General features: G+C 47.3%; 20 protein-coding genes and 1 pseudogene. 16 read left to right on the top strand and 5 right to left on the bottom strand.

The window, feature by feature from the left end; all coding sequences use genetic code 11:
• Positions 1–20: 20 nt before the first annotated feature.
• From QUA23_RS19425 to rdgB, 7 genes are all read left to right on the top strand, one after another.
• Positions 21–713: an aldehyde oxygenase (deformylating) gene (locus tag QUA23_RS19425; protein WP_333073769.1), complete on the top strand. Its 693-nt coding sequence runs from the start codon at positions 21–23 to the stop codon at positions 711–713.
• A gap of 149 nt (positions 714–862) precedes the next feature.
• Positions 863–1,885 carry a long-chain acyl-[acyl-carrier-protein] reductase gene (locus tag QUA23_RS19420; RefSeq protein WP_333035377.1) on the top strand — a complete coding sequence of 341 codons (1,023 nt, stop codon included), beginning with the start codon at positions 863–865 and terminating at the stop codon, positions 1,883–1,885.
• Positions 1,886–2,436: 551 nt separating this feature from the next.
• Positions 2,437–3,417 (top strand): acetyl-CoA carboxylase carboxyl transferase subunit alpha, encoded by a 981-nt coding sequence (gene accA, locus QUA23_RS19415; protein ID WP_333073767.1) that lies wholly within the window; start codon positions 2,437–2,439, stop codon positions 3,415–3,417.
• A gap of 242 nt (positions 3,418–3,659) precedes the next feature.
• Positions 3,660–4,385 carry an SDR family oxidoreductase gene (locus QUA23_RS19410; protein WP_333073765.1) on the top strand — a complete coding sequence of 242 codons (726 nt, stop codon included), beginning with the start codon at positions 3,660–3,662 and terminating at the stop codon, positions 4,383–4,385.
• A gap of 110 nt (positions 4,386–4,495) precedes the next feature.
• Positions 4,496–5,230 carry a GTP cyclohydrolase I FolE gene (gene folE / locus QUA23_RS19405; protein WP_333035382.1) on the top strand — a complete coding sequence of 245 codons (735 nt, stop codon included), beginning with the start codon at positions 4,496–4,498 and terminating at the stop codon, positions 5,228–5,230.
• Between the two features lie 206 nt (positions 5,231–5,436).
• A complete protein-coding gene (locus QUA23_RS19400; RefSeq protein WP_333073763.1) occupies positions 5,437–6,861 on the top strand; it encodes a phosphoglucomutase/phosphomannomutase family protein in 1,425 nt (474 codons plus the stop codon).
• Between the two features lie 214 nt (positions 6,862–7,075).
• Positions 7,076–7,666, top strand: a complete 591-nt coding sequence (rdgB, locus tag QUA23_RS19395) for an RdgB/HAM1 family non-canonical purine NTP pyrophosphatase (RefSeq protein ID WP_333073762.1) — start codon at positions 7,076–7,078, stop codon at positions 7,664–7,666.
• 151 nt (positions 7,667–7,817) lie between these two features.
• Here the strand turns inward: rdgB and QUA23_RS19390 are convergent, their stop codons facing one another.
• Positions 7,818–8,156, bottom strand: coding sequence for a P-II family nitrogen regulator (locus tag QUA23_RS19390; protein ID WP_006633346.1), 339 nt, complete (start codon positions 8,154–8,156; stop codon positions 7,818–7,820).
• A 353-nt stretch (positions 8,157–8,509) separates the two neighbouring features.
• On the opposite strand from QUA23_RS19390, the gene QUA23_RS19385 reads away from it, so the two are divergent.
• The 6 genes from QUA23_RS19385 (at position 8,510) to QUA23_RS19365 (ending at position 16,533) form a co-directional block, all read left to right on the top strand.
• Positions 8,510–9,808, top strand: coding sequence for an MFS transporter (locus QUA23_RS19385; RefSeq protein WP_333073760.1), 1,299 nt, complete (start codon positions 8,510–8,512; stop codon positions 9,806–9,808).
• A gap of 433 nt (positions 9,809–10,241) precedes the next feature.
• A complete protein-coding gene (gene ilvB, locus QUA23_RS19380; RefSeq protein ID WP_333073758.1) occupies positions 10,242–12,077 on the top strand; it encodes a biosynthetic-type acetolactate synthase large subunit in 1,836 nt (611 codons plus the stop codon).
• 195 nt (positions 12,078–12,272) lie between these two features.
• Positions 12,273–13,685: a serine/threonine-protein kinase gene (locus QUA23_RS19375; RefSeq protein ID WP_333073756.1), complete on the top strand. Its 1,413-nt coding sequence runs from the start codon at positions 12,273–12,275 to the stop codon at positions 13,683–13,685.
• Positions 13,686–13,700: 15 nt separating this feature from the next.
• A complete protein-coding gene (locus QUA23_RS31115) occupies positions 13,701–13,817 on the top strand; it encodes a zinc-ribbon domain-containing protein (RefSeq protein WP_445243509.1) in 117 nt (38 codons plus the stop codon).
• A gap of 193 nt (positions 13,818–14,010) precedes the next feature.
• Entirely contained in the window at positions 14,011–15,186 is a 1,176-nt protein-coding gene (locus QUA23_RS19370) for an NAD(P)/FAD-dependent oxidoreductase (RefSeq protein ID WP_333073754.1), read from the top strand.
• Between the two features lie 21 nt (positions 15,187–15,207).
• Positions 15,208–16,533: an FGGY-family carbohydrate kinase gene (locus QUA23_RS19365; protein ID WP_333073752.1), complete on the top strand. Its 1,326-nt coding sequence runs from the start codon at positions 15,208–15,210 to the stop codon at positions 16,531–16,533.
• A gap of 2 nt (positions 16,534–16,535) precedes the next feature.
• On the opposite strand, the pseudogene QUA23_RS19360 reads toward QUA23_RS19365, so the two are convergent.
• The 3 genes and pseudogenes from QUA23_RS19360 to QUA23_RS19350 form a co-directional block, all read right to left on the bottom strand.
• A pseudogene (locus QUA23_RS19360) lies at positions 16,536–17,141 on the bottom strand (hypothetical protein).
• A gap of 175 nt (positions 17,142–17,316) precedes the next feature.
• The gene (pcrA, locus tag QUA23_RS19355) at positions 17,317–19,683 is read right to left on the bottom strand and encodes a DNA helicase PcrA (RefSeq protein ID WP_333073749.1); all 2,367 of its coding nucleotides are present in this window, start codon (positions 19,681–19,683) and stop codon (positions 17,317–17,319) included.
• A 210-nt stretch (positions 19,684–19,893) separates the two neighbouring features.
• The gene (locus QUA23_RS19350; protein ID WP_333073746.1) at positions 19,894–20,277 is read right to left on the bottom strand and encodes a YkvA family protein; all 384 of its coding nucleotides are present in this window, start codon (positions 20,275–20,277) and stop codon (positions 19,894–19,896) included.
• A 286-nt stretch (positions 20,278–20,563) separates the two neighbouring features.
• On the opposite strand from QUA23_RS19350, the gene QUA23_RS19345 reads away from it, so the two are divergent.
• On the top strand, positions 20,564–21,304 hold the full coding sequence (locus QUA23_RS19345; RefSeq protein ID WP_333073745.1) for an SIMPL domain-containing protein: 741 nt from the start codon (positions 20,564–20,566) through the stop codon (positions 21,302–21,304).
• 526 nt (positions 21,305–21,830) lie between these two features.
• On the opposite strand, the gene QUA23_RS19340 is transcribed toward QUA23_RS19345, so the two are convergent.
• Complete coding sequence (locus QUA23_RS19340) at positions 21,831–23,045, bottom strand: hypothetical protein (RefSeq protein WP_333110469.1); 1,215 nt, start codon at positions 23,043–23,045, stop codon at positions 21,831–21,833.
• 709 nt (positions 23,046–23,754) lie between these two features.
• On the opposite strand from QUA23_RS19340, the gene QUA23_RS19335 reads away from it, so the two are divergent.
• Positions 23,755–24,936: a F420-0:Gamma-glutamyl ligase gene (locus QUA23_RS19335; protein WP_333073741.1), complete on the top strand. Its 1,182-nt coding sequence runs from the start codon at positions 23,755–23,757 to the stop codon at positions 24,934–24,936.
• A 191-nt stretch (positions 24,937–25,127) separates the two neighbouring features.
• The gene (locus tag QUA23_RS19330) at positions 25,128–26,459 is read left to right on the top strand and encodes a GNAT family N-acetyltransferase (RefSeq protein WP_333073740.1); all 1,332 of its coding nucleotides are present in this window, start codon (positions 25,128–25,130) and stop codon (positions 26,457–26,459) included.
• Positions 26,460–26,687: the final 228 nt, after the last annotated feature.

The following is a 26,687-nucleotide window of genomic DNA, read 5'->3' as shown; positions in this document are numbered from 1 at the left end:
TATGAGGAGACTACATATCTATGCCCCAGCTTGAGGCCAGCCCAACAATTGACTTTCAAACCGAAACTTACAAAGATGCTTACAGTCGCATCAACGCCATTGTGATTGAAGGCGAACAAGAAGCTCACGACAATTACCTGACACTGGCCGAACTGTTGGCTGACAAAAAAGCAGAGTTAGTTGGCTTGTCCAAGATGGAGAACCGCCACATGAAAGGCTTCCAAGCTTGTGGCCGGAATCTTAAAGTCACGCCCGACATGGCATTTGCCAAGCAGTTTTTTTCGGAACTGCACAAAAACTTCCAGACGGCTGCAGCCCAAGGTCAGATTGTAACTTGCTTGTTGATTCAATCGCTAATTATCGAGTGTTTTGCGATCGCAGCTTACAACATCTACATCCCCGTCGCCGATGACTTTGCTCGCAAAATCACCGAAGGCGTCGTCAAAGAAGAATATAGCCACCTCAACTTTGGGGAAGTCTGGCTGCAAGCTCACTTTGAGGAATCCAAAGCCGAACTAGAAGCCGCCAACCGCCAAAACCTGCCCATCATCTGGAGACTGCTAAACTCTGTCGCAGACGATGCCCGCGTGTTGGGAATGGAAAAAGACGCTTTAATCGAAGACTTTATGATTGCCTACGGCGAAGCCCTAGGCAACATAGGCTTTAACAACCGCGATATTATGCGGATGTCAGCACAAGGCCTCGCAGCCTAGTTAATTGGGAAATAAGGAATGGGAAAAAAATTAAAAATTAAAAATTAAAAAGGGGATAACTCATTTTAAAATATAAATTTTTAATCTTCCCATCTTCCATATTTCATCTTCCATCTTCCATTTTCAATCTTCCTTCATTTGACAACTTAATGTTTGGTCTAATCGGTCACTTAACCAGCTTAGAACACGCCCAATCAGTAGCTAACGAGCTGGGCTATCCAGAATATGCCGATCAAGGTCTCGATTTTTGGTGCAGCGCACCGCCCCAAATAGTTGATCAGATCACGGTAACAAGCATCACTGGACAAAAAATAGAAGGCCGCTATGTGGAGTCCTGTTTTCTGCCAGAAATGCTAGCCACTCGCCGGATTAAAGCAGCCACTCGCAAAATCCTTAATGCGATGGCACACGCTCAAAAAAACGGGATTAACATCACTGCTTTAGGCGGCTTTTCTTCGATCATTTTTGAGACTTTCAACTTGCAGCAAATTAAGCAAATTCGCAATCTCAAGTTGGAGTTTGAACGCTTCACCACTGGTAACACTCACACGGCTTACATTCTCTGCCGCCAAGTAGAAGAAGCAGCCCCAAAATTGGGAATTGAACTTTCAAAAGCCACTGTAGCCGTTTGCGGTGCTACGGGGGATATTGGCAGTGCGGTGTGTCGCTGGCTCAATGTTAAAACAAATGTAGCAGAATTGTTGCTGATTGCCCGCGACAAAGAACGATTGCAAGATTTGCAATCAGAATTGGGGCGAGGCAAAATCATGGACTTGGAAGAAGCCCTGCCCCAAGCCGATATTGTAGTCTGGGTAGCCAGTATGCCCAAGGGAGTAGAAATTGACCCTAAGACATTGAAGCAACCCTGTTTATTGATTGACGGTGGCTATCCAAAAAATCTGGCAACTCAGGTTCAGCATCCAGAAATTTACGTACTCAATGGTGGCATTGTAGAGCATTCCCTCGATATTGAGTGGAAAATTATGAAGATTGTCAATATGGATGTACCGGGCAGACAGTTGTTTGCCTGTTTTGCTGAATCAATGCTGCTGGAATTTGAAAAAATGTATACCAACTTTTCTTGGGGACGAAATCAAATTACTGTGGAAAAGATGGAGCAAATCGGTCATATTTCTGTCAAGCACGGTTTCAGGCCTTTAATGTCATTTTGATGTGATTTGTTGTAGTTATTGGTTATTGAGGAAAGTTTTTCTGATAATAACCAGTAACTTTTTTGATAAGGTTAAGCGTTAACAGTCAACTATTAAGATTATTTCCCAGCGCACGAGCATAATAAAAGTAGTTTGTAGTTCGGAACAAGCGGATGTGATTGGTCGCAAGAGTTTGTCTTTAATTCTTCGGATATTTGATAGTTGGCGACAAAATGTAATATAAACAGGGCTGTTAAAGCTTCCGAAGTGGTGAGTTAGATCGCGCTGGTGTCGCTTTTGGACTTGGGAACTGTTCAGCAGGGTTAGGTCTTTTGTGGCGGTGGGGAACCCAGGGACGCTGGGAAATAGAGGCGTAAAAATCAGAAGCAAGCAAAAATAGTGTAGCAAAAAACGAGGCTCAAGTCTCTGGTTTTCAACAAGCTTAGTATGCCAAGCATAATTCAAAATTCAAAACTTCCAAATTTCCCCTCTTTTTCAGCATCCCCTGACAGGGTAGGATCTGGAAATAGTCGATCGACAAAACCTGACAAAACCTTATAGAAATTATCCGCGTGCCAAACCCAGACCGTAAACCCTTACTCTTAGATTTTGAAAAGCCTCTGGCCGAACTCGAAACCCGAATTCACCAGATTCGCGAACTCGCCGAAGAAAACAGCGTCGATGTCACGGACGAAATTCGCAAACTCGAAGCTCGCTCGGCCCAACTGCGACAAGAAATCTTCAGCAGCTTGTCCCCCATGCAGCGGCTGCAACTCGCCCGTCACCCGCGCCGCCCCAGCACGCTCGATTACATTCAGGCAATTAGCGACGAGTGGATCGAGCTTCACGGCGATCGGCGCGGCGGAGACGACCCGGCCCTCGTCGGTGGAATTGCCCGCATAGATGGGCGTCCCACAGTCATTATCGGCCATCAAAAAGGGCGCGACACTAAAGACAATATCGCCCGCAACTTCGGTATGGCTGCTCCCGGCGGCTACCGCAAAGCCCTGCGGTTGATGGAACACGCCGATCGCTTCGGAATGCCAATTTTTACCTTTATCGACACTCCGGGGGCTTGGGCGGGCTTAGAAGCAGAACAGCTCGGACAGGGAGAGGCGATCGCCTGCAACCTCCGAGAAATGTTTCGCCTCGACGTTCCCATTATTTGCACCGTCATCGGCGAAGGCGGTTCCGGCGGCGCTTTGGGTATCGGTGTCGGCGAGCGGCTGTTGATGCTGGAACATTCCGTCTACACCGTCGCCACTCCCGAAGCTTGCGCGGCCATTCTCTGGAAAGACTCTGGCAAAGCTAACTTGGCCGCAGAAGCCCTGAAAATTACTTCCTGGGACTTGAAAAACCTCGGCATTCTCGATCAAATAGTACCAGAGCCGATCGGCGGCGCTCACTCGAATCCCCTCAAAGCTGCTTCCATACTCAAACAAGCTTTGTTGGAAAACTTAGCAGAACTCACACAGCTTACGGCTCAGCAGCGACGCGAGCTTCGATATCAAAAGTTTCGCCATATCGGTGTGTTCACTGAAATTTCTGCTTGAGCCGATCGATTCAGAGTTATCAGTTATGAGTTAAAAATTCTTAACTTTAAACTCATAACTCACAGCTCATTATTCTGCCGATCAGTCAGCAGTGTTATAATTTCTCAGGTGACACCGGCTTAACAGTTCTTAATGTTCATCTCATAATTAACTGTTATCACCCGCAGCAGACAGTTGTCTAATTTGCCGAAGAAGGCTGCAACGCTGTAGGGAGTTGCCGAGCGAAAGTATTAGGACACTGAATGAACCATCCAACAACAAAGCAGGCTCTGATAACCGGAGCCAGCAGCGGTATTGGCAAAGCGACGGCTCTAGCGTTCGCAGCCGAGGGCATAAATCTGGCATTAGTTAGCCGAGAGTCGGAAAAGTTAGAAGCCGTTGCCGCAGCAGCCCGAGAAGTCGGAGTGAAAGCAGAAGCTTATCCCTTAGACTTGGCAAAAATTGAGCAAGTGCAAAGCAGCATCAGCGCGATCGCATCTCAATTGGGTTCCGTAGATATCCTGGTCAACAGCGCTGGCATGGGCTACACCGGCTCTTTGACCGAAACGCCCCTAGCCGAGTGGCAGAGCGTTCTAGACCTCAATTTGACTAGCGTTTGGCAGTGCATTTTAGGAGTTTTGCCCTCCATGCGCGAGCGCAGATCGGGAATCATCATCAACGTTTCCTCGATCGCCGGCACCCAAGCCTTCCCCAACTGGGGAGCCTACTGCGTCAGCAAATTCGGTCTCATGGCTTTGTCTAAAACCTTAGCCGCCGAAGAACGGACTCACGGAATTCGCGTAACAGCAATCTGTCCGGGTTCTGTCAATACTCCCCTGTGGGACACAGACACCGTGGAAGCCGACTTCGATCGCAGTGCCATGTTAACCCCAGAAATCGTCGCCCAATCAATTCTGCACGCAGTTCAGTTGCCAGCAAGTGCAGTAATTGAAGAAATCACGCTCATGTCCAACGCAGGAGTTTTGTGAACTTGAGATTTTAGACTGCTGGATTTTTCTCGAATTCAACAATCTTTGAATCTATAGCTATATCCCCCAATCCAAAATCGCAAATCGATTCACCCTCACACCAAATTGTTATGACAATTGCATCTTCCCCCGATTCCAATGGCTCGAACTCAATTTCGACTGACAGCATGAAACTGTTACAAACCGCAGATAACAACACCCCGCGCATCCCAACTCGACCAGATCGCAATTCCTCGAACGGTCAAGAATCCAGCGTGCCCAAACCTTCAGAAGTAGGCATGGAAGAAATGATGGAGGCCGTTCGTACAATGCTGCTGGGAGTAGGAGAAGACCCCGAACGTGAAGGATTGCTCAAAACCCCAAAACGGGTAGCAGAAGCAATGCGGTTTCTCACCAGTGGTTACAGTCAATCCCTCGAAGAACTCCTCAACGGCGCTATCTTTGACGAAGGCCACAACGAAATGGTACTGGTGCGAGACATCAGCGTATTCAGTATGTGCGAACACCATATGCTGCCGTTTATGGGCCGAGTTCACATTGCTTACATTCCCAACCAAAAAGTAGTGGGATTGAGCAAATTAGCCCGAATTTCCGAGATGTACAGCCGCCGATTGCAGGTGCAAGAACGTTTGACGCGCCAAATTGCCGAAGCAGTTCAGACAATATTGGAACCGAAGGGAGTGGCCGTAGTAATGGAAGCCAGCCATATGTGCATGACGATGCGGGGTGTGCAAAAACCTGGTGCTTGGACGGTTACGAGTGCAATGTTGGGCGTGTTCCAAGAAGAACAGAAAACTCGCGAAGAATTCCTGAATTTGATCCGCCACCAACCAGCATTCTTTTAATCATTAGTCATTAATCATTAGTCATTAGTCATTAGTCATCAGCCAATCACTTTTTGGCTGGTGGCTAGCAATCAAGTAATTTGGTCACTAGCCCCCTGATTCATCCGCAGTCGCAATTCCATAATCTAAAATCTAAAATCTAAAATCAGATGACGATCGACTAATAAACCCATAAAATAGACGGGTGACTCATGACTTGTGACTAAATGAATCCCATTAAATTCGGTACAGATGGCTGGCGCGGCATCATTGCTGACGATTTTACATTCGATCGCGTAGCGTTAGTCGCTCCCCTAGCGGCACAAGTTCTCGCACAAACCGGCGGCAGCGATGGCAACAGCGGTACCGTAATTGTCGGTCACGACCGCCGATTTCTGGCTGAAGAATTTGCCAAAACAGCGGCTGTTGCCATCCAAAACGCAGGATTTGACGTGCTGCTTAGCGAATCCTACGCCCCCACTCCAGCTTTCAGTTTAGCTGCCAAACAATTAAATGCTTTGGGTGCGATCGTCCTGACAGCCAGCCACAATCCCGGTGCATATTTAGGGTTAAAAGTCAAGGGCGGATTTGGCGGTTCAGTTTCGCCCGAAGTTACTCAACAGATAGAAGTAAAACTCGACAATCCGGCGGCACTTTCAGCCACTCCTGGGAAATTGGAGAATTTCAATCCTTGGCCGGCTTACTGCAAAACCTTGCGTGAAATGGTCGATATTGAAGCGATTAAAGAAGCGATCGCCAGCGGCAAAATTACAGTATTTGTAGATGTAATGCACGGTGCCGCCGCCGGAGGATTAGCTCAAATTTTAGAAGAAACAGTACATGAAGTCAACGGCGATCGAGATCCGCTTTTTGGTGGCGGTGCACCGGAACCTTTGCCACGCTACCTGTCGCAGTTATTTCGGGTGATGCGTACTCACCAGCGAAAAAGCTCTGGTTTGTCGATCGGATTTGTATTTGACGGAGATAGCGATCGAATTGCAGCCGTTGACTCTAGCGGCAACTTCCTCAGTTCACAAATCCTAGTTCCCATCTTAATCGAACATTTCGCAAAACGGCGCGGCTTGACCGGGGAAGTCATCAAAACAGTCAGCGGTTCAGACATAATTCCCAAAATTGCCAAGCTGTACGACTTGCCATTATTTGAAACGCCGATCGGTTACAAGTATATAGCCGATCGAATGTTAACCACCCAAGTATTAGTCGGCGGCGAAGAATCGGGAGGAATTGGCTACGGTACCCACATCCCCGAACGAGATGCTTTACTATCAGCGCTGTACTTGTTAGAAGCAGTTGTCAAATCCGGGGAAGACTTAAGCGAAATTTACAGCCGACTGCAACAAGAAACAAGCTTTACTTCAGCTTACGACAGAATCGACTTGCACTTAGCAAACATGGACGAACGTTCCCGCTTGCTGGGACTGTTGGAAAATCAACCCTTAACAGAAATCGCCGGCAAAGCAGTTGTAGATTGCAACAAAGTTGACGGATATAAATTCCGTTTGGCTGACGGAAGCTGGCTGTTAATTCGGTTTAGCGGAACCGAACCAGTGTTGCGGCTGTATTCAGAAGCAGCGACATTGAAAGAAGTTATGCAAAACTTAAACTGGGCGAAAAAGTGGGCGCATAATTAATCAGAGTTTTCAACCGCAGATAAACGCAGATAAAAATAGCTCAAATACTATCAGCGTTAATCAGTGTTCATCCGCCGATATCTGCGGTCAAAAAATCCCATTATTTCCCAGCCTACAAGTAACAGACTCCCAACCGACCAGAAACAATATAACTTATTTGCGATCGTGCGACGTTTTTTTTGTTAATATCAAGCCGTAAGTTTTAATTGAAATAATGACCGATCGCAAATTGCTAGTTGTAGCTACGGGCAATCCGGGTAAACTTAAGGAAATGCAAGTTTATCTTCAGGATTTGGGATGGGAATTGGAACTAAAACCGGAAGAGTTGGAAATCGAGGAAACAGGCGAAACTTTTATTGCTAATGCTTGCTTGAAGGCGTCTGAAGTGGCAAAAGCAACCGGCAAATGGTCGATCGCCGATGATTCTGGTTTAATGGTAGATGCACTCGACGGCCAACCGGGCATTTACTCGGCACGCTACGGGAAAACCGATGCTGACAGGATATCTCGACTTCTCAAAGAATTGGGCAGCGAACAAAACCGGGAAGCACAATTTGTTTGCGCGATCGCGATCGCCCGTCCCGACGGTACAATTGCCTTGCAAGTAGAAGGAATTTGTCCGGGCGAAATCCTGGAGACTCCTCGCGGTACGGGAGGTTTCGGATATGATCCCATTTTCTACGTACCCGCACAGCAACAGACTTTTGCCGAAATGACACCGGATATCAAGCGATCGCACTCTCACCGCGGCCGAGCCTTCCATGCTCTCTTACCACAACTAACTAACATTGTCAACCCACAATGAGGAAAAAAGCCAAAACACGGGGTAACTGTGGCATTGGAGATTGACACTTAGGTATCAAAATTAAACAGGAAAGAGGTTTTTCGTTGGCAATGATTAGTTACCGATGACCAATTACCAATGCCTAATGCCCAATGCCCAATGCCCCAGTATCTTAGATTGCCTCCAAGTTCTTTTCCCCAGTCCGAATCCGAATAATTTGTTCTACAGGAGAGATGAAAATCTTGCCGTCGCCAATCTCGCCCGTGCGGGAAGCCGCGATAATTTTATCAACCACCATGTCAACCTGATCGTTTTCCACAACAATCTCGACCTTGAGCTTTTGCAAGAACTCCACGGTGTACTCAGAACCGCGATAGCGTTCTGTCATGCCCTTCTGACGGCCAAAACCTCTAACTTCAGAAACAGTCATCCCCACAATACCAGCATTGACGAGTGCGATTTTCACTTCGTCTAGTTTAAAGGGGCGGATAATAGCTTCAACCTTTTTCAAGTTTTTCACTCCTAACAGTTAGTACCTTCGTTATATTACTTAATCGGCGTGACATCTTTTAATATCACTGCCAACAGCAAGTATTTTGTCAAGTATATTACCCTATCTTGTACTCGCGATGAAATGCACACCAACCTTTAACAATCTTCTCGGATTTTCCGGGCGAGCGGGTTCTCGGCTCCGGCCGATCGCGGTAGAGTTAAGAAGACTGCAGCAGCCGTCCCCCGCCGATCTGCTAAAACAGAAAAAGAACCAAGGAGACAGGAGTTTTCCGAGTTTCCGCTTTGCTATGTGAGATTTGCACGTATTGCTGAAAACTATAATTGCCAGAGGCGGTCAGTTAAACTATTCTTATGCACCCAGCCAGCCCTCCCCCTGACCGCAGCGGGCTTGATGCCCTACTGAGAAATCGCCCCTTCCTAGCCTTGTGGACGGGCCAGTTATTGGCCCAAGTGGCGGATAAAATCTTTTACGTATTGCTGATTATTCTGCTGAAAACCGGCGACTACCGACCCTGGCCGGTTTCTTGGCAACATTCGGAAAATTCTATGCTGTCAGCGGTGATGATTGCCTACACCGTGCCGGCAATCGTCTTTGGTTCCGTAGCCGGTATCGTGGTAGACCGCTTTTCCAAAAAGCAAATGCTGATCGCCTGCAACGTGATTCGAGCCGGGTTGATTGTAGCTTTGCCGTTTTTGCCCAAATCTTTTGTGGTTTTGCTGACGATGACGTTTTTGATCTCTACCGTAACGCAATTTTTTGCTCCGGCAGAGCAGGCGGCAATCCCTCTGGCTGTGGGGCGAGAGGGACTGATGTCAGCAAATGCGCTGTTCGCCTCGTCCACAATGGGCGGGATTATTGTCGGGATGACGATCGGCGAACCGCTGTTTAGTTGGGTCAAACACAGCTTCGGATCGGCTTCTCAAGAGTTTTTGCTGGGCGGCTTGTACCTGATATCGGCAGGTTTGATCTATGCCATGCGGATCAAAGAAAGTCATGCCGGCAGCAGTGGCAAAAACGTCCATCCTTGGCAAGATCTCAAAGAAGGTTTGCGCTATTTGAAACACAATCACCTTGTCAGCAACGCGATGGTGCAGTTGACAATTTTGTATTCAGTGTTTGCAGCGCTTCAGGTGCTGGCGATCGCGCTTTCAGGCAAAATAGGTCTCAAAGAAACTCAATTTGGCTTTTTGCTGGCTGCTGCGGGAGTCGGAATGGTTTTCGGCGCAGCCTTTTTGGGACACTGGGGCGGTCGCTTCCACCACAAACCTCTACCGTTAATCGGTTTCTTGATGATGGGTTTTGTATTAGCAATGTTTGCCTTTACTCGACAGTTGTGGGTGGGATTCGGATTGAGTGCTCTGTTCGGTTTTGGTGCTTCGTTAATTAACGGCCCGATGCAGGCTCTGATTCAAGAAAAAACTCCAGAATCTATGCGGGGCAAAGTCTTTGGATTGGAAAACAATGCGATTAATATTGCTCTGAGCCTGCCTTTAGCGATTACCGGCCCACTGACTGATGCTGTCAGCAAAGCCGTCCGATCGGATGACCTCGGCTTGCGGATCGTGTTGCTGAGTTTGGGCTTTTTGGTCTCGGTGATGGGCATGGCAGCTTGGCGACATACCCGCAAAGTTTTGCAGGATGTTCTCTGAACTTTGGCAAGAAGGAAGTTCGGCAACGAGCAATGTACGGGATGTAACGGAGGTAACGGATGTAACGGAGGTCAAGAAGAAGGGATAAGGAAGAGGGAAGAGGGCTTTATTTTCGCGATCGATCTCTAACATAGCAATCCCCCTGATAGTGAGGACGTTCTTAATTGCTGAAACGATTATTTTTGTGGTCGAATGCCACATGACGAATGCTATACAAGCGTCATATCGCGGTAAACCGGCAGACAGGCCGCTATTTCCTCTTTTTCTTTTCTTCCTCTGCTGTTTCACAATGTCTCGATCGGGCCAACCCTCTGCGATCGAGAAATCTTTTGTAAAATCTCACCACTTAAATTTTCATAGTTTCATTAATTGAGATTAAAGTAGTATAAAAGCTTTCATTAAAAATCATAATTAGTTTAAGGAAGGAAATTCTGTGCAACTAAAAACTAAAGTGACCATCAAGCGTGCAACTGGTGGATTTGCTCTGATTGACAGCTTGATCCGCCACGGCGTCAAGCATATTTTTGGTTATCCCGGCGGCGCAATTCTACCGCTTTACGACGAACTCTACCGCGCTGAAGAAACCGGCGCTATCAAACATATTCTGGTGCGCCACGAGCAAGGTGCTGCTCACGCCGCCGACGGGTACGCCCGCGCTACCGGACAAGTTGGGGTTTGTTTTGCTACTTCGGGCCCGGGCGCAACTAATTTAGTGACGGGGATTGCGACGGCCCACATGGATTCGATCCCGATGGTAATTATTACCGGTCAGGTTCCCCGTCCGGCGATCGGCACTGATGCGTTTCAGGAAACTGATATTTACGGGATTACCCTGCCAATTGTCAAGCATTCCTATGTAGTGCGCGACCCGAGAGATATGGCGCGAATTGTAGCAGAAGCTTTCCACATCGCGAGTACAGGGCGGCCGGGGCCTGTTTTGGTTGACGTGCCCAAGGATGTGGGTTTAGAAGAATTTGACTATCTGCCCGTGGAACCTGGGGCGGTGAGAATTCCGGGCTACCGGCCGACGGTGAAGGGAAATCCCCGGCAAATTAATCAAGCAATTCATTTGCTGAAGGAAGCGAAGCGTCCTTTGCTTTATGTCGGCGGCGGGGCGATCGCGGCGGGGGCCCACGAAGAAATTAAGGAACTGGCCGAACTTTTCCAATTGCCGGTCACGACAACGCTGATGGGCAAAGGTGCCTTTGACGAAAACCATCCTTTGTCGGTGAAAATGCTGGGGATGCACGGTACTGCTTACGCTAATTTTGCCGTTACCGAGTGCGATTTGCTGATGGCTGTGGGGGCGAGGTTTGACGATCGCGTGACGGGCAAATTAGACGAGTTTGCCGCGCGCGCAAAGGTGATTCACATCGATATCGACCCGGCGGAAGTAGGCAAAAATCGCGGCCCTGACGTGCCGATTGTCGGAGATGTCCGCCAAGTTTTGATCGATTTGCTGCGCCGCTGTCGGGAAACTGGAGTTTCGGGGAAGGCCGGACAGACTGCGGAATGGCTGCACAGGATCGATCAGTGGAAACAGGACTATCCGTTAGTTGTGCCTCATTACCCAGACATTTTGTCTCCGCAAGAGGTGATTTCCGAGTTGGCTACCCAAGCGCCGGATGCTTACTACACAACGGATGTCGGTCAACATCAAATGTGGTCGGCTCAATTCTTGAACAACGGGCCGCGCCGCTGGATTTCTAGTGCTGGTTTGGGCACGATGGGTTACGGGGTGCCGGCGGCGATGGGCGCGAAAATGGCGTTACCCAATGAGCAAGTGATTTGTATTGCTGGCGATGCTAGCGTGCAAATGAATATTCAAGAGTTGGGAACACTAGCACAATACGGCATTAATGTCAAGATTGTTATTGTAAATAACGGCTGGCAAGGCATGGTGCGGCAGTGGCAGCAGGCGTTCTACGGGGAGCGTTATTCGTCGTCGAATATGACTGTAGGAATGCCGGATTTTGTGATGCTGGCTGAAGCTTACGGGGTGAGAGGGATGCTGGTTTCGCGGCCGGAGGAACTCAAAGATGCGATCGCTCAAATGCTCGCTCATGACGGCCCGGTGCTGATGAACGTGAAGGTGACGAGGGACGAAAACTGCTATCCGATGGTTGTTCCAGGTAAGAGCAACGCTCAAATGGTGGGTTTGCCCGAACGCAGCAAGTTGCAATCTGCGGAGTTGGTTTATTGTCCGAGTTGCGGCGCTAAGAATGTTTCGACCAATAACTTTTGTCCTGAGTGCGGGACAAAAGTTTAATTAGGGACAGGGAAATGCCTTGTTTGGCAGGGGTTTAAACCCCTGCCGCTCTTTCGGGTTAAGCGGTTTTTCGGGTTATGTTGACACGATGAAAGGCAATGCGATGTCCTTACCCGGATCTGCTGTTTCACATTTAAAACCATCTCCGCTGGCATCGCATCAAGAGCTTTAATCTGTAATCTGTAAGCATATTTTATGAGCCAGTGTCTAAACCCGGACTGCCTATTCCAAAACCCGTCTGGCTCTACAAAATTTTGTCAAAAATGCGGTAATAAACTGCTATTGGGCGATCGCTACGGAGCCCAAAAAATTATTGGACAAGGGGGATTTGGGCGGACTTTTCTAGCTGTTGACGAGTATAAACCATCAAAACCTCCCTGTGTTATTAAACAATTCTACCCCCAACTTCAAGGCGCTTCTAGTATCCAGAAAGCTGCTGAGTTATTTGAGCTGGAAGCAGTACGCCTAGAACAGTTGGGTAAACATTCTCAAATTCCCGACTTATTAGCATATTTTAGTCAAGATGGACGGCATTATTTAGTCCAAGAATTCATCGACGGTGAAAATTTAGCCGAAGCACTAGAATCTAAGGGATATTTTAGCGAAAGGCAGATTCGCGACTTGCTTAATAATTTATTGCAAGTATTCGAGTTCATTCACTCTCGCCAAGTTATTCACCGAGATATCAAGCCAGAAAATATTATTCTTAGGCAAGATGGACAACTGGTTTTAGTTGATTTTGGTGCCGCGAAATATGCAACACAAACGGCTCTAGCGGTAACGGGAACGAGGATCGGGACGGCTGGATATACGGCACCAGAACAAGCCAACGGCAAAGCTATTCATGCGAGTGATATTTATAGTCTGGGTGTCACTTGTCTGTGTCTGTTAACTGAGGTTGAACCGATTGATTTATTCGATGATAGCGAGTTTGAGTGGGTGTGGCGAGAACACTTAAAAACATCTGTCACTTCGGAACTGGGTCAGATTTTAGATAAAATGATACAACCTGCTATTAAGAAACGTTATCAATCTGCTACTGAAGTTTTGCAGGCTCTTGGCAATCAATCACCTCAATTATCAGCTCAAACACCTTCACCGGCACCGCCACCAGACTCGCTTAAATCAGCGTGGGGTGTTGACTATACTCGTCTCCGGGATTTATTGGCCACAGGGGAATGGAAAGAGGCGGATCAGGAAACAATAAAGGTAATGCTGAAAGCTGCGAGACGGGAGAAGGAAGATTATTTTGATACGGACTCAATTGATAATTTTCCTTGCGATGATTTACGCACCATCGACCAGTTGTGGGTAAAATATAGTCAGGGTCGCTTTGGTTTTAGCGTCCAGAAAAACATTTGGTTGGAAGTGGGCGGCAAAGTTGATTGGGATACTGAAAAGAAGCTCGGCGATCGCGTCGGTTGGCGAAAGAGGAGAAAGGGGAGGGAAGATTGGTTGAGCTACAATGATTTAACCTTTAATCTGCAAGCACCTGTGGGCCACCTCCCTAGGCAACTGTGTGGGTGGTGGGGTGGGTTCCGGGGTTTGGGTGTGAAGTGGCGTTATGGTTCTTCTCTCGCATCGAGAGCTGTAAGCTGTAATCTATAGCGATTTCAGCCCTTGGTGGGTTTGCCCGAACGTAGCAAGTTGCAATCTGCGGAGTTGGTTTATTGTCCCAGTTGCGGCGCTAAGAATGTTTCGACCAATAACTTTTGTCCTGAGTGCGGGGCAAAAGTTTAAGGGATGAAAGTAGGGACACGGGGGTCAGCCCATAGGTGTCAAGAATTTCCTGAAAACAATTGTATCTCTGGTCGATCGCCGAGTCCCAATCCCCTTCGCATCCTTAAGAAGAGGGACGCGCGATCGGACTCCTGTCCCCCCCCTTTTTAAGGCTACCCCGTACACACAAGTCCGAAATCTATCAACACCATTCATGACTGAAACCCCAACTTTCGATATCGCCATTATTGGTGCAGGACCAGGCGCACTATGTGCAGCCCATGGGCTAGCCAATTTAGGTTTTTCGGTAGCTGTGTTTGAACGAGCTAGAGCTTTACGTCCCATCGGCGCTGCTCTAGGGTTGGCAGAAGCGGGGTATAACGCATTGTCTCTCATCAATGCCGATCTCGCTACCGAAGTTCGTGCCGCTTCTGCTAACCCACAGCGACAACTGCTGATGAGACCCAATGGCGAGGTTCTGTTTTCTGATGAATCGCCCTTGGCGGGTACTCCCTTCACTTGGCTAGCGTGGTATAACCTACAAACCTCATTGCACAAAACACTGCCACCTACCGTATCCCTTCACCTTAACCATAAGTTTCTCAACTTCACTAAGGTCGCTGATCCGTCCAAGCCTCCCTTACGTTTGCACTTTGAGAATCAGGCCGATGTTGGCGCACAACTGTTAATTGGTGCCGATGGTTATCACTCCGCGGTTCGCGCTCTTACCGTGGGAGATGGTGCGCCTCTGTACACTGGAACCATGACTTGGCGAGGAATCTTGCCCCGTCAAATCCTAGCCCCCCTCGCTGAACCCTTTGCAGAAGGGGCTGGTTTTCAACTGGTGGTAGGAGACCAGAAAAATTTTTGGATTATGGATGCAGGAGGCGAGGCACTGGCTTGGACAGGGACTGCACTCCATCCGACTTCAGAGAAGAGTAGCGATGTTTTAGCTATGGTTCTCCAAGTTTTTGACCAATGGACTCCCTTTGTTGAAAGGGTTATTCGAGCAACTGACCCTACCACCATTGTGGAAACTGGCGTGTTCGATCGGGAACCAGTATCCCAATGGGGGGATAGAGAGAGAATCACCTTATTAGGGGATGCCGCTCACCCGATGCGACCGTCCTTAGGATTAGGGTCTACTATGGCATTTGAGGATGCTGTTGCTTTAAGAAAAGCACTCAAGGGGCTGAACTTGCAGGATACTGCTTGTGTTGCTAAAGCTCTTACGCACTATGAAGAGGAACGGATTGCGATCACCGCACCGTTACAACTCAAAGCAAGGCAAGGAGGAGAAGCGTCCCATGCCTCGGACCAAGCTGACCAACTCAAGGCAGGTTTTGAATTAGCCTTAGCTGCTCGTAGACACAAGGAGACTTCTCTATAGAAAAATTCGCCGGAGTAACAAATGAATCTTTATTTGGGAATAGATTTCGGCACGACTGGCGCTCGATCGACAATCATCGACTCCCAGGGTACAATACATTGTGAGACAGAATATACTTTTGCCAACAACGGGCAACAACAGCTTGAATTGCCCTCGGTGTGGCAAAATGCGCTATGGGATTCGATCGAGCAAATTCCCCCAGCAATCCGCAATCAGGTAAGGGCGATCGCCCTTGACGGCACATCTTCCACTGTCATGCTGTGCAATACCGACGGTATACCAGTATGCGAGCCGATTTTATACAATGATGCGCGCGGTGCAGCCGTGACAGAGAGGTTGCGGGCGATCGCGCCGGATAACCACACAGTATTAAGCGCTACATCCAGTCTGGCCAAACTCCTGTGGTGGCAGGAGGGCGGGCTAGAAGCCCACCCCACAACACAATTCAGTCTTTGTGGAACAGGCATCTTGCCTGTTGTTGAGAAGCTTTATTTCCTGCATCAAGCTGACTGGCTGGCATTTCTGCTGCACGGGAAATTGGGAATTAGCGACTATCACAATGCTTTGAAACTCGGTTTTGATGTTGATACTTTGTGCTATCCGAATTGGCTGACACAGGGAATTGCGGGCGCTGCAACGCCTGAATTGCCGCGAGTTGTCGCACCGGGTACGCCTGTGGGGGAAGTGAGATCTCAAGTGGGCGATCGCTTCGGTTTCCCCCGCGATTGTATGATTTGTGCTGGTACAACCGATAGCATTGCCGCATTTTTAGCAAGCGGTGTCACTTTACCAGGGGAAGCAGTAACTTCTCTCGGTTCTACACTAGCAGTCAAACTGTTAAGTCATACCCGCGTAGATGATTTTAGATACGGAATTTACAGTCACAAATTAGGCGATTTGTGGTTAGTTGGAGGTGCTTCTAATACCGGAGGTGCCGTGCTGCGACACTTTTTTACTGATGTGGAGTTGAATAATTATAGCACACAAATTGATCCAAAACAAGAGAGTTTACTGGATTATTACCCATTGTTGAAAAAGGGCGATCGCTTTCCGATTAATGACCCGAATTTGCCGCCCAGACTCGAACCGCGTCCCACTGATTCAGTGGAATTTCTGCACGGTTTGCTAGAAAGCATAGCGCGGATTGAAGCGCGGGGATATCAATTATTGCAAGAATTGGGTGCAACTCCTTTGATAAAAGTTTATACTGCTGGCGGCGGGGCAAAAAATTCGGTTTGGAGTGCGATTAGAAAGCGTTATTTAAAAGTTCCTGTTGAAACGCCGGTTCATACTGCGGCTGCTTACGGGGTGGCGCTGTTGGCAATGCGGGGTGCGATGGGGATATAATGCTAATTTTCGCGCACCATCCACACTAAAAATCCCAATATTTTATCTACTGGAGGTAGCGGATAATCGGTAAGATCGATCGTCACTATTTGCCCTTCCAGCTTGAGAAACCGCCAAGCTGTGCCGCTGGAAATGCTGCCGTAGATGACGGAAATCGATCGCCCTTTAGCTTCATTAAATCTCTGGGCCGCCACCATTTCAGCAATACATTGACCCAAACCTACTTTCAAATCTCCTTTTTTAGCTTCTACCATCACAATTACCGGGGCCTCAATGTCTAATTGTTCGGGGGAACGGCTGATGATAAAATCGCAAACTCCTGTAAGTCCAACAGCTACATCAACATTAAATTCCTCACCCGAAAACACGCTGATTTGTTGGTTCAGAATCCTGCGAACTTCCAGCAATACAGGGTTAATAATAGCTTCAGAACGGGCTTTTTAGGTGCTAGTGGCGATCGCCCAAGGCAAATTTGTCTCCAGCATGGTCTGCAAGGCTGTTCCGGGTGCGATCGGTTCGATTTCCGGCAGAAATCTGATTCCTTCCACTACTTTAAGATTGAAGGCTTCTTTAACCTTGCCGATTGTCGTAAATTGACTGTAAGGCATAAAAGCTGATGTTTTTATTTCTAGTTTTATATTAGACCTCTGGCACAATTATTGTGGAACAGGCATCCTGCCTGTTCAAGACTGGCAATTCTTGCGATGTATATTAAACATCTCCAATAACTCTTGTGGAACAGGCATCCTGCCTGTTCAAGACTGGCAATTCTTGCGATGTCTATTACACTCGCTGCAACTTAGCCGTCCTTGGATCGATGATTTTTCTGCCCAAACCCGAAAACTTAATTGCCAGATTAGTTTTATCGCCTTCTCCCAAGACGTGGGTAATTTCTCCAACTCCAAAAGCATGATGAAAAACCCGATCGCCCGTTTGCCAATCCGTCGATTGTCCATTGGTTCCCGCTTGAGAACTCCCGGAATTAGCTGCTGAATTATTAGTTTTTCCCTTAGATGCAGCCGTTTTCCCCGCTTGAGTTTTCTTCGCACTTCCCGCCAGCAAATGTGTGGGCAATTCCCCTAAGAATAGCGAAGGGGTGCAGTGTTCCCGGAAACCTCCCCAGAGGCGGCGTTCGCGAGTGTGGGTAAGAAATAGCAATTCCTGGGCGCGAGTGATGCCGACGTAGCACAAACGGCGTTCTTCTTCGATCGCTTTCGGGTCGTCCAAACTGCGGAAATTGGGAAATAAACCCTGTTCCATCCCGACTAGAAATACTACGGGAAATTCTAACCCTTTAGCTGAGTGCAGCGTCATCAGCGACACGCGGGAATCTTCTTCCTGCAAGTCATCTAAATCGGATGCTAAAGATGCTTTTGCTAAAAATGATGTCAGCGTCGGTTCTTCGTTTTGTTCTTCAAATTGCAGGACAGCATTGTACAATTCTCTGACGTTTTCTATCCGATTTTCTGCTTCCTCGGTTCCTTGATTTTTTAAATCTTGAATGTAGCCTGAATCTTCGATAATTCCTTGGACAATTTGCGAAGCCGGCAGAGTTTCAACTTGGGATTGCCAACGACCAATCATTTCGGCAAACTTAATAATAGCTTTTGCCGATCGCCCTGCTAGAGTATTGACAGAAGACTCATCGCTGAGGATTTCCCACAACGGTATGCCTAACTGAGTTGCAGCGTCTTCGATTTTGGAAAATGTGGTATCCCCAATGCCGCGACGGGGAGTATTGATAATGCGTTTGAGGCTGACGCTATCGTCGGGATTGGCAAGCGCCCGCAGGTATGCTAGGATATCTTTGATTTCTTTGCGATCGTAAAACTTCAGACCGCCGACAATATTGTAAGGAATGTCTAAACGCATTAACGCTTCTTCAAAGGATCGAGATTGAGCGTTTGTGCGGTAGAGAATCGCAAAGTTACTGCCGTTTTCGTATTCGGAATTTTGGCGCTTCAACGAATGAATTTGACCCGCTACAAATTCCGCTTCATCTAATTCGTTGTCGGCGCGCCAGACAACAATCGGAGCTCCCGGTTCGCGAGTCGGGCGCAGAATTTTCTCGATCCGTTCGGTATTGTGTTCGATCAAGTGATTCGCCACTTGCAGGATGTTTTCGCGCGATCGATAATTTTCCTCTAATTTTACCATTGTTCGAGTTTTTTCGTCAGATAAACCATCTCCAAAATCCTGTTGAAATTCCAGCAAGATGGTATAATCTGCCATGCGAAAACTGTAAATTGATTGATCGACATCCCCCACGACAAAAATCGAGCGGTTTTGCCATTTATCGAATTTTTTAGGGTCGACGTTATTTGTTACCAGCATCCGAATCAAATCGTATTGAGTGCGGTTAGTATCTTGGTATTCGTCAACTAAAATATGGCAAAACTTTTTATGCCAGTAATTTAATACTTGCTCGTTTTGGCTCAACAGTTTAACGGGAACGAGGATTAAATCGTCAAAATCTAGCGCATTGTTGGCTGCTAAAGCGTCTTGGTAGCGACTGTAAACATCGGCAATCACGCGACCTCTGTAATCCGGTTCTGCTGCTTGGTATTCTTGAGGTGACAAGCCTTTATTTTTAGCGTTGCTGATGACATAGCGGACTTTTCGCGGGTCAAATTTCTTGTCGTCGAGGTTCAGTGTTTTGGTGACGATTTGTTTGACGATACTTTGAGCATCTGATTCATCAAAAATTGAAAAATTTTTCTGCCACTTGCGGCCTTTTTCGTCTTGGTATTTTTCAATATCGTAGCGGAGAATACGGCCGCACAAAGAGTGGAAAGTTCCCATCCAAATGTGCTTGGTAATTCTCTGGTAAATTTGCGATCGCAATTTGGTTTGTACATCCGGGGCTAAGTCTACCAAAGGTTTGCCATATTCCGCTTCAGCTTGCTGAGTTGCCAGCAATTTCTCAATTCTTTCTTTCATCTCCCTGGCGGCTTTATTTGTAAATGTCACCGCGAGAATATTTTCAGGATCGACTCGATGCGTGCGAACTAAGTTAGCAACTCGGTAAGTTAGAGCTCTGGTTTTGCCGGAACCAGCGCCCGCTACTACTAACAGCGGCCCGTTATAATGGGCGACTGCTTGGCGCTGAGATGGGTTGAGGTGGCTGAGGAAATCAGTAGTTTGAGTCATAGCTAGAAAGTTAGTTTAATTTTTTAAGGAGTAAATAATACTTGGTATGCGATACCGCGAGTTTTTTTTAAGGTAAGGTGCGCCTAGCGCACCCTATATTATAACTAGAACGGTGATTTTTTGAACTTTAAATATTTTTTTTCCAAGCGAGTTGTTTAAGGTAAGGTGCTCGGCGCGCACCCTACACTATAACTAGATAGGTGATTTTTTTTAACGTTTAAATATCCGTGTCAGCCACATTGCTGCTAATATTCCCAAGCTAATCCAAAGGGCAACAATCACAACAGCGGCAACCCGATTTATCGGTTTTCCTCGTTCTATTTCTGCGGCTGCTTTTTCCCGACACTCGGCTAAAACCTGTGGCGGAATCATCTTCAGTACCAGCCAAATTCCCAAAGGTACAATTATCAAATCGTCCAAGTAGCCGAGAATCGGTATGAAGTCAGGAATTAAGTCGATCGGGCTAAAAGCGTAGGCAACCGTAAGGCCTGCTAAAATTCTGGCGTACCTTGGTACTCTCTGATCTGTACTTGCTAAATAAACAGCGTAAGTTTCTTTTTTTAGTCGGCGGGCAACTTGTTTTAAGGATTGCATCTTTTAATAATTTTATCATTGTTAAATTTTATTTAAAATGAAATAAGAGTTGCGTCGGAGTGTCATAAACTGGGTGGGTTTCTGTATTTATAATTGCCAAACCTCTGATTTTGCCTAGAACACCGATTTTTTAGGGGAGCGTCCTGCGGACATTATAATAACTCACAATTTCTTCAGAAGTACGGACTATTTTTTTAGTTGCTAAAAATGTAACAACCCGGATATTTAGCAATTTCAGTGGGAAGGTAAAGTATAGCATCTGTTGTATGTGAGGAGAATCAAATTTATGAATTCAACTTTACGATCGCGCGATCGCATTAATTTCCGCAGTCTGGTAACAGCGTTGTGTTTAACCTTAACTCTCGTGAGTTTTGTGAGATTAGATCCGGCTGTCGCTCAAGAACAGCGGATCAGAACGCTGAGTGTTACTGGGCGGGGTGTGGAAGCGATTCCTACCACCCAAACACAAGTGAGGCTGGGGGTTGAGGTGCAGGGGAAAACGGCGGCCGAGGTGCAGCAGGAAGCGGCGAGACGATCGTCCGCTGTGGTAGAGTTGCTGCGATCGCGCCAAGTCGAAAAACTCGAAACTGCCGGCATTACCCTCAATCCCATTTATAACTACGACAACAACCAACAGCGCTTGACGGGCTATACGGCGACGAATACCGTCAGTTTTCGGATTAATACTGCATCTGCCGGCACTTTGCTTGACGATGCGGTGAATGCCGGAGCCACACGCATCGACGGCGTGAGTTTTGTCGCTGCCGATAGTGCGATCGAATCTGCTCGAAAACAAGCACTCCGCAAAGCAACTCAAGACGCTCAAGCGCAAGCGGATGCAGTCTTTAGCGCCCTCAACCTCAAGCGCGGAGAGATTTTGGGCATTCAAGTCAACGGTGCGATCGCGCCGCCTCCAATGTATCGGCAAGTGGCTGGTGCTCGCATGGCTGCTGCTGACGCTACAACGCCTGTGGTGGGAGGGGAACAGCAGGTAGAAGCTTCTGTGACTTTGCAATTTGGATATTAAATAGTTAGGGGTTGAACTGGCCACATCAGCTTGACCCTAACTATTTCTCGATTATCAAGCAGCTTTTTCTACAAAAAACTTTAGCAGTTTTAACCACTTCTGCCCGTAGTCGAGCAATTGTTCGCCTCCCACACAAATATTTCCGTATCTTCGCTCCCAAGAGGCACAACAATCAAAGCCTTAACAGTTTTAGCGCCAAATAAAGTTTCACTCTAAGTAAGTCTGTAGAAAAATTTATCACTATGTAAGGAAATCTTAAGCGGCGCACTCTGAGTTAAAGTATAACTGCTCACCGCAACTTTGTTGCGGTGAGCAGTTACGCCAAATGGCTACAACCTATTCTGAACTATGAACGAAATCTCTCCTTTTTCAGGGGGAGAGTTCCTCAATAAATAGACTCTCCGTTAAACCCTAGGCGATCGCATTCCTCCTAAACAGAAAAGAGTGGACTCTTTTCTAAGATCCACTCTCTGTTAAACTCTCTTAGGGCTAGCTTTAACAAGCTGGAGTTAAGCCCTTACTTTACCTAGTCCTTAATGATTCTCTTGTCATTAATGACCACTTTGTGTTTGAGTTCAGGACTGCCGGAGATGTGAAGATCACTATCCTTATTTTCCTCGGCGGATTCGGCTAGATATTGGGCAGATGACTTAACATCGTGGGCTGCACGTTTAGCAGATTCGGCTGCATTTTGGGCAGATGATTTAAAATCATGCGCTGCACCTTGAGGAGATGGGGTTGCATTTTGGGCAGATGACTTAACATCCTGCTTAAAATCATGCGCTGCACCTTTAGCAGATTGGGCTGCATTTTGGGCAGATGACTTAACATCCTGCTTAGCATCCTGCGCTGCATCTTTAGCAGATTCGGCTGCATTTTGGGCAGATGACTTAACATTATGCGCTGCACCTTTAGCAGATTCGGCTGCGCTTTGAGCAGATGACTTGATTGATTCGGCTGCACTCTTGCCAGATGACTGAAGCGATTCGGCTGCACTTTTTATAGATGGCTCAACTGCCTTCGCTGTATCTTTTACAGTCGATCTAAACTCCTTAGTTGCGCCCTCAATTTCTTGAGCTACAGCTTTGGCAGAAGGCTTAACTTCATCAGCCGTACTCTTAATAGAGTCCGCTGCACTTTGTATAGATGGCTTGACACCTTCGACTGTCTGCTTGACTGAATCTTTTACTTCTCTAATCGTAGGTTTGACTTCCTCGGATGCGCTCTTGACTGCATCTACTACAGAAGGCTTGGCTTCCCTGACTGTCTCATTGACAGATTCGGCTATACCTTTAATCGAAGGCTTAGTTTCCTCAACAGTCTCCTTGACTGCTTCTGCTGTAGCTTTGATAGATGGTTTAACTTCCTCAGCAGTTTCCCTTGCTACTGTCCCTAGCTCTTCTACAGTGTGTTTAATACCGTCTGCTACAGTGTGTGCTGCATCCCCTAAATTATCTACAGCACGGTTAACAGTATCAGCAGTACCTTTACCAATAATAGCGCCAGCAACTGAGCCTGCTACAGCACCAATAATGCCTCCAGAGCGAGCACCTAGTATACCACCGACTGCTGCTCCAGCTATCCTCGCACCAATGCCTGAGCCTGATAATTGATCTTCCTGTGATTCTGCATTTTCGTTAGTCTGAACCTGAAGCTGCTGGTTCTCGCTATTGTCAACATTCTTTTCCTGGAAGTCAGGATTGGCTTCAGGCTGGTTAAAAGGCTGGTTATTATCAGTCATAGATATCCTTGGGTATTACTGCTACATTGACTAGGCTAACTATATACTTCTCCGAAAATGTACTGCCTAAGAACTAGATTTTGACTGTTACTTAAGAAGTAGATTCTTAAAGGTACTGACCACTACGGCGCTAGCGGCTCGCTGTTCATTCGACCTTGAAGAAGCTGGAGGCGCACGTTAGCGAAGCCCTCGAAGAGGATCGCACATCTGGAAAAGTCTTAGCTTAGCGAGCCAAAAATAACTCATGTATACAGTTTTTTTACAGATTAAATGATTAATAAATCTTCTAAAAAAATGTGGAGTACCTGCTTATAAATTAACGTCTAAAAAAATATACAATATATTTTTTTAGAAAATTCCTACTATTGAGTTAAGTAATTTGTTTTGTAGACGTTGCTGATTTAGGATAGGAAAGGCTAAATATGCAAGTCAGAGAAACCAGTATCCACAAAGATTCGGGATTTTCAACTAATTTTTTTCATACCCTGATTAAGCAAGGTCAGATTTTAGAGTGATCTAACTCCCGATGAGAGCTTTTTGAACAGCAACTTAACCGCTGTAGCCACCAGAGGCGATCGCACTTACGTGTAATTGGGCATAAGTTCGATCGCCCCCAACAACCCCCAAAACTTCAATTACTACCGGATCGTCGATCGAAGTGACAGAGATCGACTAAAGTAAACAGAAATTATTATTGGCGGTAATTAGAGTGATCGAGACTTTAGCAACAGGAGTCGCAGCAGCAGGTTCGCTGCTAGCATTGGGCGGGTTAGGCCTAGAGTTGAACTATCGCCGGACTGGAAGTCCAAATAAACTAGAACTAACAGCCGGAGAATGGCACTTAGCCATCTCGGAACCCAACCGTTATCTTTTAGTCGGGGAAATGGAGTTCCGCAACCTGACACAGCGCTTTGAGATTATGTTGCCGGAAGTGCGGGCGCAGGTGAAACTGCTGTCTGACGGAAGTTTGGATGGCGTTACTTCCCAGACAAAGGTGATTCCTTGCCACAAAGAGGCAGCAGCCAGAGCAGACGATTACTGGTTTGGCTATATTGTTAAAGCCCAAAAAACCACGAAAATTAAAGTTTCTGTAGACATTCAAGGGCAAGATTTAACCAAATTGCAGTCGGCTTGGGTGCAAGTACACTTCGTCACCTACGGCCCGGGCGGGCGCATCCCCAAAATCCGTAACGTAGTAGTCCCGCTGCAATTTCCCAACTCGGACACCGTACCCATCGCCAGAAATGTCGGAGTTGCAGAAGTCTTGCCGATTCGCACTCACATACTGGCCGAATTGGACAATCCAGTCGAAATAGTCAAGCGGTACGTGCTGCCGCGCGCCCAGAAAGGCGATATTGTCGCCTTGGCAGAAACTCCCCTAGCTTTGATGCAGGGACGCTACCGCCATCCCAGCGAAGTCAAACCCGGATGGGCGGCAAAGCGAGTGTGCTTGTTTTTCTTGCCCACGTCGAGTTTGGCCACGGCTTGCGGAATGCAGACGTTGGTTGATGTAGTTGGCCCTTGGCGCGTAGTAGCAGCTTTTGCGATCGGCGCTGTGGCGAAAATATTTGGTAAACCGGGAGTCTTTTACCAACTAGCAGGGGAACAAGCCAGGCTGATTGACGACGTTACCGGGACTTTGCCTCCCTTCGACCAATTTATTGTCCTCGGCCCAGACAATCCCCAGCAAGTTGTAGAAGAAATTCAACGAGAAACCGGACTTGCGGCGGCGATCGTAGACGCTAATGACTTGAAAGCAGTTAAGATATTAGCAGCGACCTCCGATTTATCGGTAACATTTTTAGAGGAAGCCTTGCGCAGCAACCCCGCCGGGAATGCTGACGAGCGAACACCGGTCGTTGTAATTCGACCTCTGCCACAAAAATCTTGAGTTGAAAACAGAAAATTAAAAATTCAAAAAGATGATTTGCAATTTTTAATTTTCGATCGAGCAAGAAAGGGAGAAGAATCAAAAGTTATAAGTTTTGAACTCAAAATTTACCCATTCAAAACTCAAAACTTATCTAACTCTTCCCCTTTCTGAATTTTTATTTTTAAATTTCCATTCTCCACTTTTATGCTATGACTTCATTTCCCTCCCAAAACCAAAACCAGGTTGTGATTCGCCCGTTTCAGTATCGCGACATCGAGGTGATGGAACAACTGTGCGCGGAAACAGCCGAAGAGCCAGAAAACCGCAAGGGCGGAAGTGGCGACGTGGTACTAGGTAGAAAGTTGCAGCAGATTCGTCGCTGGTACGGACTGCTAAAGATTTTTAGCTTGTTTCCCAACCCTTGTCAGTCCCTGTTCCGTGCCCATGTTGCCGAAGAAGAGGGGACTGTTAAGGGCATAATTCAGATTTCTCCTTTCAACCGCACCCGCAGCACTTGGCGGATAGATCGCATAGGAGTAGACCCGGAAGCCCGCAGCAAAGGAATTGGTTCCATGCTGCTGCGGTACTGCTTTGAGGCAGTCTGGGAGGCGCGGACGTGGCTGCTGGAAGTGAATGTCGGCGACAAAACTTCCTTGGCTTTGTATCGGCAAAACGGGTTTCAGCCTTTGGCCCAGATGACTTACTGGACGATCGCCCCAGAACGCCTGCAAGAAATGGCAAACTCGACCCCAGATTTGCCCAACCTGCTGCCTGTTAGCAACGCAGACGCTCAGTTGCTCTACCAACTGGATACCGCGTCTATGCCGCCCCTGGTGCGCCAAGTATTCGATCGCCACATTCAAGATTTCAAAACCAGTTTTTTTGGCGCTTTAGTCGAAGGTGTCAGACAGTGGCTGGGCAAAACCGAGGTAGTCAGCGGTTACGTGTTTGAACCGCAGCGCAAAGCCGCGATCGGCTATTTTCAGGTGCAGCTATCGCGCAACGGCCAGCAACCGCACGTCGCCCAGTTGACTGTACACCCCGCCTACACTTGGCTGTACCCAGAACTGCTGTCCCAGATGGCGCGGCTCGTTCAAGATTTCCCGGTTCAAAGCCTGCGACTGGCTTCCGCTGACTATCAGCCGGAACGGGAAGCTTATTTAGAGCAATTTGGAGCAGTGCGCGTGGAACACAGTTTGCTAATGTCTAGATCGGTGTGGCACAAATTGCGCGAGTCCAAGTTGGTCTCTCTCGAAGGACTCCAGCTATCAGAAATGCTGCAAAGCTTCCAGCCCACTCGCAAACCCGTACCCGGCAGGATGTCCTGGCTCGGCCCGATGGCTGGGGAAGCAGCAGCAGGGCCCGCATCCTCGGAGATAAAACCGCTGTTGACTGACTCAGGAAACAGCCAAACGAATCAAGTTAACCCCTTGGGCGGCCAAAATTCCGAATCAGCAGCAACTGATGGCAGCAGCATTTTGCCTTTAAATCTGCCAGAGTTGCCTCTAGACGGCGGCTGGCCCGGAGAACTCAATTCTTAATAAGTGAAAGCAGAAGGTAAAAGGTAGAAGACCGAAAAAAATCGAATTAATCATCCAAAAAAGTCATTTTTTCGGTCATAATCCCAAAATATCCCTTCTGCTTTTAATTGATATCAAGTTAAGATTACCTATCTTATTCTTACTTTCTTCTCTTATACCAATTTCATAAAATAGTGCTACAATTAGTAGGTATCGTTTTTGTGAGCTAGTTCCCAAATATAAAGAAGA

It is taken from the genome of Microcoleus sp. Pol1C5 (assembly GCF_036701115.1).
Taxonomy (GTDB): Bacteria; Cyanobacteriota; Cyanobacteriia; order Cyanobacteriales; family Microcoleaceae; genus Microcoleus.
The sequence above is the reverse complement of the archived record's forward strand: the minus strand, read 5'-3'. Positions and strand labels throughout refer to the sequence as shown.